Source organism: Micromonospora sp. NPDC004551 (assembly GCF_040609975.1).
Classification (GTDB): domain Bacteria; phylum Actinomycetota; class Actinomycetes; order Mycobacteriales; family Micromonosporaceae; genus Micromonospora.
Genome location: NZ_JBEXLM010000035.1, coordinates 1 through 15,951, shown reverse-complemented (window position 1 = coordinate 15,951; position 15,951 = coordinate 1). Strand labels below are relative to the sequence as shown.

The window sequence follows — 15,951 nt, the reverse complement described above, 5'->3', positions numbered from 1 at the left end:
GGGAGGCGCCGCCGACCCGCTTCCGCTCCTGACCTGGTGGGCGCAGGTTCCGGGCGGCGGCCTGCCGGTTACCGTTGCCGCTGTGCGGGCGGAGGCGGGCGAGGCGATCGGTTTCTCGGTGCTCGGCCCGATCCGGGTCGTCCGCGCCGGCGCCGAGCTGCCGCTGGGTGCCCGCCAGCAGCGCCTGGTGCTCGCGTTGCTGCTGGCCCGGGCCGGGCAGCCGGTCTCCCTGGCCGAGCTGGTCGACCTGCTCTGGGACGAGGAGGCCCCGGCCAGTGCCGCGAACGTCGTGCACCGGCACGTCGGGATGCTCCGGCGACTGTTCGAGCCCGGTCTGCCCACCCGGGCGGTGGGCCGGCACGTGCTCCGGGACGTCTCCGGCTACCGGCTGCGCGCCGACGAGGAGTCCCTCGACCTGCTGAGGTTCCGGTCGTTGAGCCGGCGGGCGGGCGGGAGCCTGCGGGACGGCGACCCGGAGTCGGCGCTGCGGCACGCCCTGGACGGGCTGCGCCTGTGGCGCGGCCGGTGCGCCGCGGGCCTGGAACCGGCCTCCCGCCGGCATCCCGCGTTCCTCGCCGTGGAGGACGAACGGGTCCAGGCCGTGCGCGAGGCCGCCGACTACGCCGAGCGCTGCGGGCGGATGAGCGCGGTCCTGGCGCCGCTGCGGCAGGCCGCCGAGCAGCACCCGCTCGACGAGTCACTCCAGAGCCGCCTGCTGCTGGCGCTCGCCGCCGACGGCCGCCAGGCGGAAGCCGTCGACGTGTACCGCTCGGTGCGCCGCCGCCTCGCCGAGGACCTGGGCGTCGACCCGGGCGAGGAGCTGCGGGAGGCGTACGACCGGTTGCTGCACCAGCGCACCCGGCCGCCGCGTACCGGATCGCCGGCGCCACTTCCGCGGCCCGCGCAGCTGCCACCGGACCTGCCCTTCTTCACCGGCCGGGACGACCTGGTCGCCGAGGCCCGCGCGGCGGTCGGCCGTCCGGGCGGGCCGTCGGTGCTGGCGATCGACGGCATGCCCGGGGTCGGCAAGACCGCCCTCGCGGTTCACCTCGCCCACGGGTTCGCCGCCGACTACCCGGACGGGCAGCTGTACGTCGACCTGCGCGGCTATGACGGGCGGGAGCCGGCCATGAGCCCGGCCGAGGCGCTGCGCGGCTTCCTCGGCTCGCTCGGGGTGCCCCAGCAGGCGATGCCGGCCGAGCTGCACGCCCAGGCGGGCCTGTACCGCAGCAGCCTCGCCGGCCGGCGCATGCTGATCGTGCTCGACAACTGCCGGGACACCGAGCAGATCCGGCACCTGCTGCCCGGCGGCCCCGGCTGCCTGGTGATCGTCACGAGCCGCAGCCGGCTCAGCAGTCTGCTGACCACGGCCGGCGCCCACCCGCTGCCGGTCGGCCTGCCGAGCGTCGAGGAGGCCCGTGCGGCGCTGTCGCGCCCGCTCGGCGCCGGCCGCGTCGCGGCGGACCCGGCCGCGATCGACGCCATCATCGCCAGCTGCGGGCGGCTGCCGCTCGCGCTGGCCGTGGTGGCCGCCCGCGCGGCGGGCCTGCCCGGGACGTCGGCGGCGCGGATCGCCGCGGAGCTGGCCGCGGCGCCGGGGAGCCTGGACGGGTTCGACGGCGACGACCCGCACAGCGGTGTGCGTGCCGTCTTCTCGTGGTCCTACCGGGCGCTCTCGGCCCCGGCCGCGCGGCTCTTCCGGCTGCTGCCGGCGCATCCCGGCCCCGACCTCTCGAGCGCCGGGGCGGCGGGCCTGGCCGGCGTCCCGCTGCGGAGCGCGCGGGCACTGCTCGGCGAGCTGAGCCGCGCGCACCTGATCAGCGAGGACCCGCCCGGCCGCTACCGCACCCACGACCTGCTGCTGGCCTATGCCACCGAACTCGGCGAGGAGCACGACGGCCCGGCCGAGCGCGCCGCCGCGGAGCTGCGCTGCCTGCGGTTCTACCGGGCCACCGGCTACCAGGCGCACCGCCGGCTGCTGACCTCCGAGGGGCACCCGATGATCGAGCCCGGGCCGGGCGAGACGCCGCTGCGCTTCGCCGGCCACGGCGATGCCATGCGCTGGTTCACCGCCGAGCGGCAGGTCCTGATCGCGCTGGTCGGCCGGGCCGCCCGGCAGGGCCGGTACGCCGACGCCTGGCAGCTCGCCCTGGGCATGCAGCACTTCTTCGACCTCAGCGGCCGGTGGGCCGACTGGACGACGACCGGCGAGGTGGCGCTGGAGGCCGCGCGGGCGGGCGGCGACCTGGTCGGGCAGGCCCGGATGCACCGCAGCCTCGCCGGGGCGGCCTACTACCGGCACGAGCACGAGATCGCCGTCGGGCATCTCGACCGGGCGCTCGCGCTGCTCGACCGGCTCGGCCTGCACGGCGAGATGACCCGGGCCGCGATGAACCGCGCGATGATCCTCAGCGCCCAGGGGCGGCACGAGGAGGTCGTCCGGGCGCTCTCCGCGGCGCTGGACCCGTGGCCGACCGGGGACGACAAACTGCTCGCCGACGCCCTGGTGATCATGGCGGCGAGCAACGCCGAACTGGGCCGCGAGGACGAGGCCGTGCGCTGCGCCGAGCAGGCGATGGCACTGTCGCGGGGAGCCCGGTACCGACTGGGCGTCGCCGAGGCGTGGGAAGCGCTCGGCCGGGCGTACGCCCGCCGGGACCCCGGGAGGGCGGTCGACTGCTGGCGCGAGGCGGCCGCCGCCTACCAGGAGGCCGCGGCGGACGCCCCGGCGGCGGAGGTGCTGGCGCTGCTCGGCGACGCCCTCGCCGCCCAGGGCGACCAGGCGGCCGCGGTACGGGCGTGGCAGGAGGCCATGGCGTTGATCCCGTACCCGCACACCCCGACCGGCCGGCGGCTGGCCGGCCTGCTCGCGGCGGTCACGCCGGGTCCGTGACCGGGCACGGCCGGCGACGGCACTCGATCGGCACTCGCGCGTCAGTCCGTTGACATGCGGCGTCCCTAGGCTCCTGCCTCATTCACCGTTCTTGCTGCGGATGGGGGAGATCGTGCTGCAGGCACCCGACGGATCACCGGCCGGCCGGGCCGAGCGCCTGACGGCGCTGCACGCCGACCACGCCCCCGCCGTGCTGCGTCTCCTGCTCCTGCTGACCCGCGGCCAGCGGCAGACCGCCGAGGACCTGCTGCAGGAGACGATGCTGCGCGCCTGGCGGCACCTCGACTCGGTGCCGGCCGAGCCCGAGGCCGCGCGCCGGTGGCTCCGCACCGTAGCCCGGCGGCTCGTCATCGACGGCGTCCGGCGGCGGCAGGGCCGCCCCGCCGAGGTCCACCTCGTCGACATGACCTGGATTCCCGCCGGTGACGACACCACGGGCACCGCGCTGGCGTCGCACGCCATCGGGGGTGCGCTGCGCCGGCTGAGCCCGGCGCAGCGCAGCCTGCTCTCCGAGGTGTTCCTGATCGGGCGGTCACCGGAGGAGGTCGCGGGCCGGCTGGGGGTGCCGATCGGGACGGTGAAGTCCCGGACCCACCACGCCCTGCGCGCCCTGCGCACCGGCCTCGCGGCGGCCTGAGCGGGCAGGGTTCCGCGTGGGTTCCACCCGGGCGCCGCTCCGGCAGCGGTGACCCCGGACGCGGCGCCGGCCAGGCGCCGCGTCCGGGGCCCACCCTCAGTACCGGTAGGCGCGGATGACGGTCTGCTTGACCGTGTTGCCGCTGGTGTCCGTCGCGGCGGCCCGCAGCGAGACGAAGCCGGTGCCGGCCGGGTTGTGCACCCAGGCGACCGCCTTCTCGCCGGACCGCTGCACGGTCAGCCGCTGCCAGGTCGTGCCGTCGTCGAAGGACGCCTCGACGGTCAGGGTCCTGGTCCGGCCCGGCGCCGCACCGACCTGACGGTCGAGCGAGACCGGGATGGCGAACAGCCGGCCGGCCGGCGCCCGGTTGTCGATGTCGAGCTCCGGGCTGTACCGGATCGCCGTCATCGGCAGTTTCACCAGTTCGCCGTCGCCCACGTGCGCGGACGGGAAGGTCCACTCGGCGTCGACCACGGTGGACAGGGCGAACTCCGGGTCGCTGCGGAAGGTGGCGGCCAGCCGGTAGTCACCCTTCTCGGCGGGCACGTTCCACACCCAGGGCGCCTGGTTCGCGTCGCCGATCTTGACGCCGTTGCGGTAGAGGTCCACCTGCACGCTGCCGCCGCGAACGTGGCGGAAGCCCATGTGCCCGGTGCCGTCACCGTGCAGCGGCCCCGGCCCGCCCAGCGTGTCGCCCCAGTAGCGGGTGGCGAACTGCTGGCCGAAGTTCGGCTCCGGGAAGACCGGCCCGGCCACCCCGTTGGCCCACTTCACGTCGTACGTGCGCCCGGGCTGGAAGCTGGTCCACGCCGACTCGTAGTACGTGTACCTCAGCTGGGACGAGGTGGACTGCCACACCGCCTTCTTGTCCTGGTTGTAGTACTCCGTGACGGTGCTCGGCACGTCATAGGTGAAGCTCGGCGGGATGGTGCGCTCGTCCCGGTAGACCGGCGAGTTGCCGGGTGCGTGCGCGACCGCGGTCCGCGACACCGGCACGCCGGGCACGTCCGCGCTGATCCGGGAACGGACCGTGGCGAAGTCGCCCGCACGCAGCCTGCGGGTGAGCCCGGTCATCATCTTCTCCGGCTCGTAGAGGTAGACGCGGTAGGCGTACGGGCTGTTGTGCAGGCTGCCGTCCTCGGCCACCTGGCCCCACATCCCGTTGACGTACGAGACGAAGCCGCGCGTCCGCCCGGACCCGATCTGCGCCGTCCGCAGATGGTCGAAGGGCAGGCCCATCAGCACACCGAACGGGTCGTTGCTGCCCCAGATCTGCGGCTGCTCGGTCCGGATCGTCCAGCCGAACTCCTGGTGGACCGCGGTGGCCTTCGGGTTCGGCACCGACACCACCACGGGCTTGGCGAGGCGGGCGTCCATGCTGAGCGACTGATCGGTGGTCAGGTCGAGGCTCGGGCGCATCAGCGAGGTGATGTGCGGGAGGAACGGGTCGCCGGTCAACAGGTAGGTCTGCACCAGGTAGTGGCCCGCCCGGACCTGGTACGTGGTGGTCGCGGGGTCGTCGAACACCATCGTGGTCTGCCGGTCCAGGTCGGTCAGGAGGGTCACCCAGCCCTGGTCCGGGGTGGGCGCTCCGCCGTCCGGGCCGACGAGCTTGAGGTTCAGCCGGTGGCGGGCGACGTCGAGCGCCACCGGGGTCTGGACCTGCGCGCCGCCGCCGGTGGCGGTCACCTCACCGCCGAAGTAGCGGTCGGGGAGGCCGGCGCCGGCCTGCACGGTGACCGTCACGGCGGCCGTGCCGCCCGCCGGGACCGTCACCGACGAGGCGCTGAGGCTGAACAGGCCGGCCGGCGCCGGGGCCCCGTCGGCGTCCTTCGCGTCGAGGGAGACCGCCAGGGTGAGGGCGGAGGAGCCGCTGTTCGCGTACGTGATCGTCTGCTGCTGCGCCGTGGTGGTCCGCCCGAAGGCGACGCTGACCGGGCTCGCCGTGACGCTCTGCCGGATCGCCCGGGCGACGTCGAGGAAGCCGGCGCCCTGCTCGTAGACGCCGATGGTGGCGTTCGGCTTCGCGGCCGCCATCAGCGTCGCCTTGATCCGCTCGGGCGTCCAGTCCGGGTGCTGCTGGGTCAGGATCGCCGCCGCGCCGGCCACGTGCGGAGTCGCCATCGAGGTGCCGTTGAGGCTGGTGTACTGCGGGTTCTCGTCGATCGGCCACAGGTCGGAGGTCGAGCTGCGGGCGGCGACGATGCCGACGCCGGGGGCGGTGATCTCCGGCTTGATGCCGGCGTCGCCCGCGCGCGGGCCCCGGCTCGAGAACTCGGCCAGCTCGCCCGTCTTGGTCACGGCGCCCACGGTCAGCGCCTCGGTCGCGCTGCCGGGCGAGTTCACCGTGGACTCGCCGCCCGCACCGCTGTTGCCGGCGGCGACGACGAAGAGCACGCCGTAGCGGTGGGTGAGGTCGGCCAGGGCCGCCTCGATGGGGTCGGTCTCCGGGCTGTCCGGGCCGCCGAGGCTCATGTTGGCGACCTTGACGCCCTGCTGCGCCGCCCAGGTCATGCCGGCCAGGATCGCCGACTCGGGGCAGCCCTCCGCGACACACACCTTGGCGCTGTAGAGGGTCGCTCCGGGCGCCATGCCCTTGAAGCGGCCCTGCGACGCGGCCCCGCTGCCGACGATGGTGGAGGCGACGTGGGTGCCGTGGCCGACCCGGTCGAGGGTGTCCGGGTCGGTGGTGAAGTTCTCCGCGGCGGCGACGTGCCCGGCCAGGTCGGGGTGGGTCTGGTCGACGCCGGTGTCGATCACGCCGACCTTCACCCCCGTTCCGGTCCAGCCGGCCTGCCAGGCCTCGGGCGCGCCGGTGAGCGGGACGCTGACGTCGAGGGTGGGGTGGCGCAGCCCGTCGAGCCAGACCTTGTCGAACCCGGCCCGGAGCCGCCGCTCGGTGCCGCCGGCGGTGGACGTGAGGCTGTTCCAGAAGGACACCGCGTCCGCGCGGTTCTCCGCTACGGCGCTGGCGCCGGAGAGCTGCCGGGTGGTCCGGCCGCCGGCGAGGCCGGCGGGGGCGGCGCCGCTGTGCTGGACGATGAGCGGCAGGGTGGCCCGGGTGTCGTCGTAGCCGAAGCCGACCAGCGTCGAGATGTCGAAGAGCCGCTGGTCGAGCCTGCCCCGGTTGAGCAGGCCGACGGCGTCGGCGGGGATGACCCGCACGTCCTCGCCGGCGCTGTGGGTGATGAACGGGATCCGCTCCCGTCCCTTGCCCGGCACGACGTTCACGGCCGTCTGGCCGTTCACGGTGCTGACCTGGACGGTGTCGCCGGTGAGCAGGGTGACCGTACGGGGCGTGGACGCGACCGGGGGTGTGGTCGCCGGCTTCGCGGCTCGGGGGTGCGCCGACACCGGCGCGCCGCCCGGAGCCGCCACCGAGACGCCCAGCACCATCAGTGCCAGCGCCGATAACGTGCGAACTGAACGCATGATTCTCCCTGGATGAACGCGAGGGGTATCCGAGGGCTCCGGACGTGGCCGGCAGGTGACGGTTCAGTCGGAGTGACCTGGTTCACACCTCGGGGTCGAGGTCGGGGCGCCGTCCGGTTCAATGAGGCCATGCGCGTCCTGATCGTCTCCGCGCCGCTGCAGGGGCATCTGCTGCCGCTGGTCCCGCTCGCCCTGGCCTGGCGGGACGCCGGCCACGAGGTGCTGGTGGCGAGTGGCGGCGACGCGCTCGCCGTCGACCTCGGCGGCCTGGTCGCGCACGACATCGCGCCGGGGTTCGCGTTCGGCCGCATCGCCGGCCGGGTGCTGCTGCGCCATCCGTTGCTGGCCCGCAGGGAACTGGCCGGGCGCGCGGGCACCGCCGTCGTGGGTGAGCTGTTCGGCGCCGCCAACGCCACGTTCGCCGACGCGGTGGTCGCGCTGGCCCGGCGGGAGCGGCCGGACCTGATCGTCCACGAGCCGCTGGCCGTGGCCGGGGCCGTCGCCGCCGAGCGCGTCGGGGCCCCCGCCGTCCTTCAGGAGAACAACCTGTTCCCCGCCGCCGACCTCGTGGCGGCCGTGGCGGCGAGCGGGCCCATGCGGCAGTACCGGATCGGCGCCCCGGCGGCCACGATCACGGTGGCGCCGCCGAGCCTGACCGGGCTCAGGCCGGGGCTGCCCCTGCGGGCGGTGCCGTACTCGGGTGGGGGAGAGGTGCCCGACTGGCTGCTGCGCACCGGGGAGCGCCCACGGATCGTCGTGAGCCGCAGCACCGTCGCCGGTCCCGGCGGCGGCGACCCGACGGCGGCGGTCCTCGCCGCCGCGTCCACGGTGGACGCCGACATCGTGCTGGTCCGTCCGCCCGGCCGGTTGCCACGGCTGCCGGCGAACGTCCGGACGGTCGGCCGCGTACCGCTGGACCGGGTGCTCCCGTACGCGACGGCGTGCGTGCACCACGGCGGGGCGGGCACCGTGCTGGGTGCGCTGGCCGCGGGCGTGCCGCAGCTCGTCGTGCCCGGCCCCGGCGACCGGCGGCACAACGCCGAGGTCGTCGCGCGGCGCGGCGCCGGCCTCGGCGCGGAGGCCCGGGCGATCACGCCCGGCGTCCTGACCCGGCTCGTCACCGACGCGACGCTCCGGAGGGCGGCGGTCGAGGTGCGCGACGAGATGGCCGCGATGCCGCCACCCTCCGCCGTGGTGGCCGAGCTGACCGCGCTCCTCGCCTGACGGTCAGCCGGAGACGGAGCCGAGCGCCTGCATGAACGCGGCGTCCTCGGCGATGCCGCGCAGCGGGTTCGGTACCGCCTTCACGGCGACGCCCGCGGCGACCAGCCGCTCCACCACCCCGTTCCAGCTGGAACTGTCGGCGAAGGCGCCGTGCACCAGGACGACCGTGGGCGTGCCGGGACGCGAGGAGGCGCTGGTCATGGATCGTTCCCTCCGATCGACGAATCCGTCAGTCGCACCGCGTCACCAGCGGCTGGGTCTCGTCGACCAGATACGTCGAGAGCATCATGGTGGTGACGTCGGCCGTGATGTTCCGGGCGTTGTGCACGACTCCCGGCGGGATCAGGAACGGCTCCCCGGCATGAATCGTCAGGGTGGGGCGGTCGTCGAACTCCATGGCGATCACGCCGTGGATGAGGAAGCCCACCTCTTCACCGGGGTGCCGGTGCCGGCCCGACGCCAGTCCCACCGGAATTTCGAACAGCGTCTGGACGATCAGCCGGCCGGGCACGGAGGCCGGGTGCCGCTGGAGTTCGGTGCGCCGGACGGTGGACGGCTCCCCGACGCCTGGGTCGTGCGACATGCCCGTCTCCTGTCCGGTCGGCCCCGCCGTTCGCCACGGCCCGGCGTGGCGGCCGGGCCGTGGCGATACCCGCCACCGGTCGAGACATGCCCGGTGCGGCAGGTCAGCTGCCCGGGGTGAACAGGGCGGCGTAGCGGTCGAGGTAGAGCGGCCATCCCTCGTCGTGGCCGACGCCGTCCCGGACGGACTGCCAGCCCGGGCCGTGCCGGTCGAGGTGGCGGTGCTCCAGCTCCACCCGGGTGCGCTGCGGCGTCTCGGCGACGAAGCGCACCTCGACCTCGCTGGTGTTGTCCGGGTCGGTCTCGACCTGCCACTGGGGGCTGATGTCCCAGCTGAACACCACCCGGTCCGGCGGTTCGTACGCGAGCACGCGCGCCCACTGGCACACGCTGCCGTCGACGGCCCGGTCGTAGATGTGGCCGCCGACCTCGGGTTCGAACACCGTCTCCGCGATCGGCGCCCCGAGCAGGTTGTGCTCCGGCGGCTTGAAGTCACCGAACCGCTCGGTGAACACGGTGAACGCCCGTTCCAGCGGCGCCTCGACGACGATCTGCCGGCGGACGACGGGTGTTGCCTCGGTCATGGGGTCTCCTCGGTCGGTTGTTCGACGACGTCCCGGTAGCCGGCCAGCGCGCGGTTCCAGAAGGTGTCCAGCTGGTCGCGCAGCGCGGCCACGCCGGCCGGATTGAGCCGGTAGACCCGGCGGGTGCCGGCCGCGTGGTCGGTGACCAGCCCGGCCTCCTTGAGGACCTTGAGGTGCTGGGACACCGCGGGACGGCTGATCGGCAGTTCGTCGGCCAGTTCGCCGACGGCACGGGGCCGCTCGGCCAGGCGGGCGACGATGCTGCGCCGGGTGGGATCACCCAACGCGTCCCAACCGTCGCCCGTTCGGTAAGTAGCCACGAACGGTAAGCTACGACTTACGGACCCGCGAGTCAAGGCTCGCGGACCTACGGGGCACGGCCGGGTGCAGGCCCGCGGCGGTGTGGCCAGGGGGCCGCGCCCGACGGATCCCGGTGCACACGAAGCCGGCGTGCCGTGCGGGGCGTCGTGGAAGGGTGAGAGCCATGAAGTTCACAGTCATCGGTGGCACCGGACTGATCGGCTCGCAGGTGGTCCGGAAGCTGACCGCCGCCGGGCACGAGGCCGTCCCGGCGGCGCCGTCGACCGGCGTCGACCTGCTGACCGGTGAGGGGCTGGACCGGGCGCTGGAGGGGGCCGACGTCGTCGTCAACGTCGCGAACTCGCCGACGTTCGACGAGGCCTCGCTCGACTTCTTCCGCACCACCATGACCAACCTGCTGGCCGCCGGGGAGCGGGCCGGCGTCCAGCACCAGGTGGTCCTCTCGATCCTCGGCGTGGACCGGGTGCCGCAGCTCGACTACTACCGGGCCAAGACCCTCCAGGAGGACCTGCTGCGGCAGGGGCCCACGCCGTACTCCATCGTGCGGGCCACCCAGTTCTTCGAATTCATGAACGCGGTCCTGTCCTGGACCTCCGACGACACCACGGTCCGCCTGCCCGCCACCCCGGTTCAGCCGATGGCCGCCGCGGACGTCGTCGACGCGGTCGTCGACGTCGCCACCGGCACGCCGTTGAACGGCGTCCGCAACGTCGCCGGCCCGGACGTCTTCACCCTCGACGACCTCGCGCGGGTCACCCTGGCCGCACAGGGCGACGATCGGAACGTCGCCATCGACGACAAGGCCGGCATGTTCGCGGTCGTCGAGGGCGACGTGCTGACCGGAGGCCCGGACGCGCACCTGGCGTCCACGCACTACCGCGACTGGCTGAAGTCCGCCCACTGACCCGGGCCGGATCGTCAGCCGGCGGCCCCCCGCCTCGGCGGCTCGCCGAGGCGCTCGACCAGCTCGCCCACCGCGTCGGCGAACGGCCGGTCGAACTCGGCGGGCCGGTGCCCCTGGATCGGCGGCGGGACGCTGTCGCCGGGCGGAGCCACCACGCCGACGGGGTCCCGCAGCCGGCGGTCCACCCGCGCCGCCGGGCACCCGGCCGGACCCGGCGCGGCGGGCGGCGGGGCGGCGAAGATCCAGCCGCCCACGGGGTCGGTGTCGCGCCACAGGTTCAGCCACCGCCAGCCGACCCGGGCGCCGATCTCGTGCAGCGCCTCGTCGTCGACGTAGGCGGGGAAGAGCCGGGCGTAGAGGCGGCGCAGCGGCGATCCGTAGGTGAGCAGGGCGATCCGGCCGCAGACCTGCGCCGGTAACTGGAGCACCGTCGCGGCGGCCAGGACCGAACCGTGGCTGTGCCCGGTCAGCAGCACCGCGTCGCCCCGTTCCACCAGGTAGGTGATCCGCCGGGCCAGCTCCGGCACGGCACGCTCGGCGTAGCAGGGCGGCGCGAACGGATGTGCGGCCCGGGGCCAGAACGTGCCGAGGTCCCACAGGATGCCGACGTGACGGCGGAACCCGGCGGTCCGGTAGGCGAAGATCGCGCCGAGCACCAGGCCGACGATGATCGCCGCGATCACCCAGCTGCCGACCGCGAGGCTGAAGGTGGTCACTTCGGCCGGCACCCCCGCGTACCGCTCGACGACGTCGGCCGGCCACAACTCCAGCAGACCGAGGGTGGTGGTGGCCGTGCCGATCCCGGCGAGACCGGCGTAGACGACGGCCAGCGCGATCAGGTTCTCGGTGAACCGGGCCCTGGCGATCGCCTCCCGCACCTGCCGCAGCCGCGGCCCGGCTTCCGGGGGCGGGTCGGGGTGGTCGCCCGCGACGATCGCCGCCGCGGCGCGCAGCCGGCCCGGCCGGGAGATCAGGGTCACCAGGCCCGCGACGATCAGTGCCACCACCACCGTGCGGAAGAAGCCGAAGATCGCCCAGGTGTACACCCGCGGGGGCCCCGTGGCCACCCCCACGCCGGTCGGCGCGTCGCGGTCGAGGAAGTCCGCGACCCGGTAGACCAGCTCGGCGGAGTACGCCACCGCCAGGCTGATGGCGGCGGCCGCGATCGCCAGCGCTCCCAGCCCGAGCAGGGGAGCGGCACCCGCCCGCCGGTTCCGGCGCCGGAGCAGCACCGCTCCCAGGGCGGCCAGCAGGGTCGTCTGGGCGACGAACAGCCCGGTGAGGATCTCGTCGTACCCGGGTAGGCGGCCGCCCTCGCGCCACGTCGCCGGGCCGGTCAGGATGTGGGCCGTGACGACGACGGTCAGGACCACGGCGGTCATCCGCAGCGTGCCGGTGATCCGGTCGAGTCGCCGGTCCGTGGCGGAGCGGTCGATCAGCGGGGGCGTGCAGAGCAGGACCGCGCAGGCGAGCAGGACCGCCCCGGTGACGACCGCCAGGGCGATGGTGCCGGGCGAGGCGCCGGGTGCGGCGCGGGCGGCGAGCAGCGTGCCGTCCAGCGTGGCGAACGCCGCCGCGACGTGGATGGAGCGCAGCCGGCCCACCAGCGGTTCCGCGTCCCACCGGCCGACGGCGCCGAGGCGGCACCCGGAGACCGCCGCCTCGGGGGCGTGGAACGCCTCGAACACCCGGCCCGGGCGGGTGCTGGCCCGCCAGAGCAGGCCGACGGCGGCGGCCGGCACCAGCGCCAGCACGGCCAGCCGCAGCCCGACCGGCCGCCCGCCCAGCCAGGACAGCCAGCCCCGCCCGGCCAGGCACCGCGGCGAGGTCATGCACTTCCACGCGATCAGGTCCAGCGCGACGCCGGCGACGGCGAGCACGTAGAGCGCGGTGAGCGTGAGGGCCAGCAACCGGCACAGGGACCGGACGGTCGCCTCGGAGCCCCGGTTGGCCGGGCGCATCCAGATCGCCACGTTGACCAGCATGAACGGCAGCAGGAACACCAGCGACAGGGTCCGGCCCATGGTCCCGGCGGGCAGGTCGGCCCAGCGGTACGCCTCCAGCGTCACCCGCCCGGTTCGGCCGGTGTCCGAGGGCGGGCGGCGGGGCCGGTAGAAGCCCCCGCTGCGGTCGCCGGCCACCTGCTCGGTCCGCGGCAGGTCCAGGACCTCGTCGGCACTCGCCCGGGAGGCCCCGTGCACCCGCAGTTCCACCACGTCGCCCGAGGGCCCGGGCCCGCCCCGCGCTGCTGCCTCCGACATGGGCCCCCCGAGTCGTCTCCTGGGGTCCAGACCGGGTGCACCCGGCCGAGGAGGGCCCCGCCGCTCGGGCGGTCTACCCCGCCCGGCCGGGTCCAACCTCGGGGACCGGTCGGCCGCCGCCCGCCGGCGCCGGTCCGGCGCTCCGCCGGCCGATCGACAGCAGCAGGCCGACGGCGGTCAGGGCGGCTCCGGAGACGGCGGCGTACCTCGGGAAGCCGGCGGGAATGCCCAGGTAGACCGTGATGCCGAGGATGCGGGACAGCCCCCAGGGCAGCAGCGCCATCTGGTCGTTCCAGACCGTCAGCGCGCGTTCCAGGCCGATCACCGCGACCAGGCCGGCCAGCACGCCGAGTGGAACGCCCGCGGCGGTGAGGGCCAGCCCGGCGGCGCGGCGTGGCCGCACGCCGTACCGGTCGCGGAGGATCACGGCGGTGGCCACGAACAGCCAGCCGAACGCGGCGAACGCCACCGTGAGGTAGGCGGCGCGCCGGGTCGGCGCGGTCCAGAAGACGAACCAGTAGCGCCCAGGACCGCGTCCGGCGAGCGCCGCGAGGAGCAGCACGCTGCGCAGCAGTGCGACGCCGCCGACCACGGCCCACAGGTGGAACGGGTCCCGCCGGCCGACGGCGAGGCGGACCACGAGGGCGAACAGCACCCACCCGCCGAGGCTGACCAGCAGGTGGGCGGGGGCGGCGAACCAGGTGAACACGAGCCGACTCGCCACCAGCACGACGGCCGGCACGAGCCAGACGAGGAGCCGGTCCACCCGGGAGGTGGGCGCCGGCAGCGCGGCCACCCGCCACGGCCGGACCGCACCCAGCAGCAGGCCGCGCGCGGCGGCGCCACCGAATCCCCGCCCGCGCAGGCCGAGCAGCACCACCGCCAGGACCAGGGCGAGCAACGCCCGGGCCGCCCACGCCATCGCCGGGTCCCGATCTGCGCGCTCCGCGCCGAGGTCGGCCGCCGTGAAGCGGTACGCGGGCAGGTCCAGGTCGGCGCCGTAACGCAGCCGGTGCCCGTCCCGCGCGTCCCGGTACGCCGTGGCCGCCGCCCGCCAGCCGTCGTGGGCGGCCGGGGAGCCGGTGTCCAGCCACTGCGCGTGCCGCAGCACCATGGTCCGGTAGGCGGCCAGCGTCTCGAACAGGTCGACCTGGTAGTCGAGAGTGCCGGTGAACCGCTCGCGCAGCCCGGCGTCCCGCCAGGTCGCCGGGTCGGTGGCGGCCACCAGGTCACGCATGCGCCGGGCCAGCGCGACCGCCTGCCCGCCCTCCTCGATCGCCGCGTCCACCCGGCCGCCGGTCACCGCGTAGATGCTGTCCAGCGCGGCGGAGTCGCCGGTCGGGATGTCCCACTCGAAGATCCACATCATCGGCGGCGGTTCCAGCCCGAGCGCCCGCACCGACCGGTCGGCGTACGGCCCGATGTAGAGGCCCTGCGTGACCGCCGCCCGGGACAGCGCCATGGCCTGACCGATCGCGGCCACGGTGTCCGGGTCGGCGGAGAAGGTGCGGTACGCCCAGTCCGCCGTGACCTGCGCCGGATCGGTGTCCGGATCCCAGGCCAGCCGCCCGACGGCGTACGTGTTGAGGTCGTACAGCTGCCAGAACCCGGTGCGCAGGTAGAGCGACATCGGTCCGGCGCGCAGCGGGCCCCCGTCCTGGGTCCAGTTCCAGACGCCCTCGACCCTCGGGTTGGCGGCGAGGAACGCGCGCAGCGCCTGGCGGTGCAGCGGGCCGAGGTCGTTGGGCAGCGAGCCGAACGCCTCGAACTCGCGCCGGGCCTGGAACTCCACGATGCGGCGCTGCGGGCCGGCCAGCAGGGTGGTGTTCAGCGGCAGGTGGCTGTAGAAGTCGCCGAGGGTGTACTTGGTGGACACGATCAGGTGCGGGTCGTCGAACCCACCGAGCACCCGCGCGTACGAGTCCGGGTTGGTGTGCAGGTCGCCGACGGGGCCCACACCGACCGTCCAGGTCCGGAAGATGACCTCCCGGCCGGCCCGCCCCGCGGTGTCCAGCAGCGCCCGCAGCATCGCGCGCACCGACTCCGCCGTGGTGACCGCGAGCTTCGAGGAGTAGTCCCAGCCGTCCGCGGCGTAGACCGCGCCGCCCTCGCCGACGCGGACCATGAGCCCGTCGACGAAGGGCATGCTCTCGAACAGCTCGGCCAGCCCGGCCTGGTAGACGGCCCAGAGCCGGGGATCGGCCACGTCGAGCCCGCCGACGGTCCGCGTGAGGTACGCCTCCAGCGGCGGCGACACGGCGAGCATGTCGGTGAGCAGGAAGACCTTCACGCCCATTTCCTCGGCGTACCCGAAGACCGGGCCGAAGGCCGCGACCATCGCCCGCGCGCGGTCGACGTGGGTGTCGCCGGGCGGGTAGACCGCGTGCCCGTCGCCGACCTTCGCGAAGGTGACGTACTCCAGGAAGCCGGGCACGACGACGGCGTTGTAGCCCTGCGCCACCGAGTGGTCGACGAACTGCCGGAACTGCGCCCCGATGCGGGCCGCCGCGGCGGCGTCCACCCACGGCGCCCGGGGCAGCAGGGCCGGCCCGACCACGTCGGTGTTCAGGCTGTAGTCGTCGCCGGCGGCGAAGGCGGCCGCGTCCGGCTCGCGACCCACCGAGCCGGCGTCGGTGAGCCGCAGGCCGAGCCGCGGCGTGACCAGCTGTCCCGCGTCGGCGGCGGGCAGCGCGTCGGCGCCGGAGCGGATCCGGTCGGCGAGCCGGTACAGCCCGGCCGCGGCGCCGGCGACGTCGGTCCCGTCGACGGCCAGCTCGGTCGCGCGGACGCTGAGCCGGTAGGACTCCGGCGCCGCCCCCGGCGTGGCGCGCACGGCCGCCCGCAGGGTGGTCACCGCCGCGAGATCCGCCGGGTGTGGGCCGGTCGGGGCGCGGGAGCCCGCCCGGGCCGGCGTGGCCGCGGTGACGACCGGGCGGGGCAGGCCGCGCGCGGCGACCGCGTCGGCGACCGCGGCACCGGCCTTGCGGGTGCGCGGCTCGTCGGGCACGACCACGGACGCCAGCGGCGGCGCCGGCGCGGCGGGGGGCCCCGGCGGGGGGGGGGCCGCGCGGGGCGTATTTTGAGAAATGGAGACCCCACCCAAATAAAACAAG

Annotated in this window: 11 protein-coding genes; 4 read left to right on the top strand and 7 right to left on the bottom strand. The window is 75.2% G+C overall.

Annotation, left to right across the window (positions count from 1 at the left end; all coding sequences use genetic code 11):
• Positions 1–82 precede the first annotated feature (82 nt).
• Positions 83–2,893 (top strand): BTAD domain-containing putative transcriptional regulator, encoded by a 2,811-nt coding sequence (locus ABZW14_RS29365; RefSeq protein WP_355352731.1) that lies wholly within the window; start codon positions 83–85, stop codon positions 2,891–2,893.
• 100 nt (positions 2,894–2,993) lie between these two features.
• Entirely contained in the window at positions 2,994–3,530 is a 537-nt protein-coding gene (locus tag ABZW14_RS29360; RefSeq protein ID WP_355352728.1) for a sigma-70 family RNA polymerase sigma factor, read from the top strand.
• Between the two features lie 96 nt (positions 3,531–3,626).
• On the opposite strand, the gene ABZW14_RS29355 is transcribed toward ABZW14_RS29360, so the two are convergent.
• Positions 3,627–6,926, bottom strand: a complete 3,300-nt coding sequence (locus tag ABZW14_RS29355; RefSeq protein ID WP_355352725.1) for a S8 family serine peptidase — start codon at positions 6,924–6,926, stop codon at positions 3,627–3,629.
• Between the two features lie 165 nt (positions 6,927–7,091).
• On the opposite strand from ABZW14_RS29355, the gene ABZW14_RS29350 reads away from it, so the two are divergent.
• Positions 7,092–8,186 carry a nucleotide disphospho-sugar-binding domain-containing protein gene (locus ABZW14_RS29350; protein WP_355352722.1) on the top strand — a complete coding sequence of 365 codons (1,095 nt, stop codon included), beginning with the start codon at positions 7,092–7,094 and terminating at the stop codon, positions 8,184–8,186.
• A gap of 3 nt (positions 8,187–8,189) precedes the next feature.
• On the opposite strand, the gene ABZW14_RS29345 is transcribed toward ABZW14_RS29350, so the two are convergent.
• The 4 genes from ABZW14_RS29345 to ABZW14_RS29330 all read right to left on the bottom strand — a co-directional run bounded on the left by ABZW14_RS29345 (position 8,190) and on the right by ABZW14_RS29330 (position 9,672).
• A complete protein-coding gene (locus ABZW14_RS29345; RefSeq protein WP_355352719.1) occupies positions 8,190–8,387 on the bottom strand; it encodes a hypothetical protein in 198 nt (65 codons plus the stop codon).
• A gap of 28 nt (positions 8,388–8,415) precedes the next feature.
• Positions 8,416–8,769: a cupin domain-containing protein gene (locus ABZW14_RS29340; RefSeq protein ID WP_355352716.1), complete on the bottom strand. Its 354-nt coding sequence runs from the start codon at positions 8,767–8,769 to the stop codon at positions 8,416–8,418.
• Between the two features lie 103 nt (positions 8,770–8,872).
• Positions 8,873–9,352, bottom strand: a complete 480-nt coding sequence (locus ABZW14_RS29335; protein WP_355352713.1) for an SRPBCC family protein — start codon at positions 9,350–9,352, stop codon at positions 8,873–8,875.
• A complete protein-coding gene (locus ABZW14_RS29330; protein WP_355352710.1) occupies positions 9,349–9,672 on the bottom strand; it encodes a metalloregulator ArsR/SmtB family transcription factor in 324 nt (107 codons plus the stop codon). The genes ABZW14_RS29335 and ABZW14_RS29330 overlap by 4 nt, the downstream gene beginning before the upstream one ends.
• 164 nt (positions 9,673–9,836) lie before the next feature.
• On the opposite strand from ABZW14_RS29330, the gene ABZW14_RS29325 reads away from it, so the two are divergent.
• Entirely contained in the window at positions 9,837–10,577 is a 741-nt protein-coding gene (locus tag ABZW14_RS29325) for an NAD(P)H-binding protein (RefSeq protein ID WP_355352707.1), read from the top strand.
• Between the two features lie 14 nt (positions 10,578–10,591).
• On the opposite strand, the gene ABZW14_RS29320 is transcribed toward ABZW14_RS29325, so the two are convergent.
• Positions 10,592–12,838: a hypothetical protein gene (locus ABZW14_RS29320; protein ID WP_355352704.1), complete on the bottom strand. Its 2,247-nt coding sequence runs from the start codon at positions 12,836–12,838 to the stop codon at positions 10,592–10,594.
• Between the two features lie 73 nt (positions 12,839–12,911).
• Complete coding sequence (locus ABZW14_RS29315; RefSeq protein WP_355352701.1) at positions 12,912–15,845, bottom strand: hypothetical protein; 2,934 nt, start codon at positions 15,843–15,845, stop codon at positions 12,912–12,914.
• Positions 15,846–15,951 lie beyond the last annotated feature (106 nt).

What these genes read in the sequence shown, in the direction of transcription:
- ABZW14_RS29320 (WP_355352704.1), bottom strand. Translation starts at nt 12,838, where the DNA reads ATGTCGGAGGCAGCAGCGCGGGGCGGGCCCGGGCCCTCGGGCGACGTG.
- ABZW14_RS29340 (WP_355352716.1), bottom strand. Translation starts at nt 8,769, where the DNA reads ATGTCGCACGACCCAGGCGTCGGGGAGCCGTCCACCGTCCGGCGCACC.
- ABZW14_RS29355 (WP_355352725.1), bottom strand. Translation starts at nt 6,926, where the DNA reads ATGGTGCTGGGCGTCTCGGTGGCGGCTCCGGGCGGCGCGCCGGTGTCG.
- ABZW14_RS29350 (WP_355352722.1), top strand. Translation starts at nt 7,092, where the DNA reads ATGCGCGTCCTGATCGTCTCCGCGCCGCTGCAGGGGCATCTGCTGCCG.
- ABZW14_RS29345 (WP_355352719.1), bottom strand. Translation starts at nt 8,387, where the DNA reads ATGACCAGCGCCTCCTCGCGTCCCGGCACGCCCACGGTCGTCCTGGTG.
- ABZW14_RS29325 (WP_355352707.1), top strand. Translation starts at nt 9,837, where the DNA reads ATGAAGTTCACAGTCATCGGTGGCACCGGACTGATCGGCTCGCAGGTG.
- ABZW14_RS29335 (WP_355352713.1), bottom strand. Translation starts at nt 9,352, where the DNA reads ATGACCGAGGCAACACCCGTCGTCCGCCGGCAGATCGTCGTCGAGGCG.
- ABZW14_RS29360 (WP_355352728.1), top strand. Translation starts at nt 2,994, where the DNA reads ATGGGGGAGATCGTGCTGCAGGCACCCGACGGATCACCGGCCGGCCGG.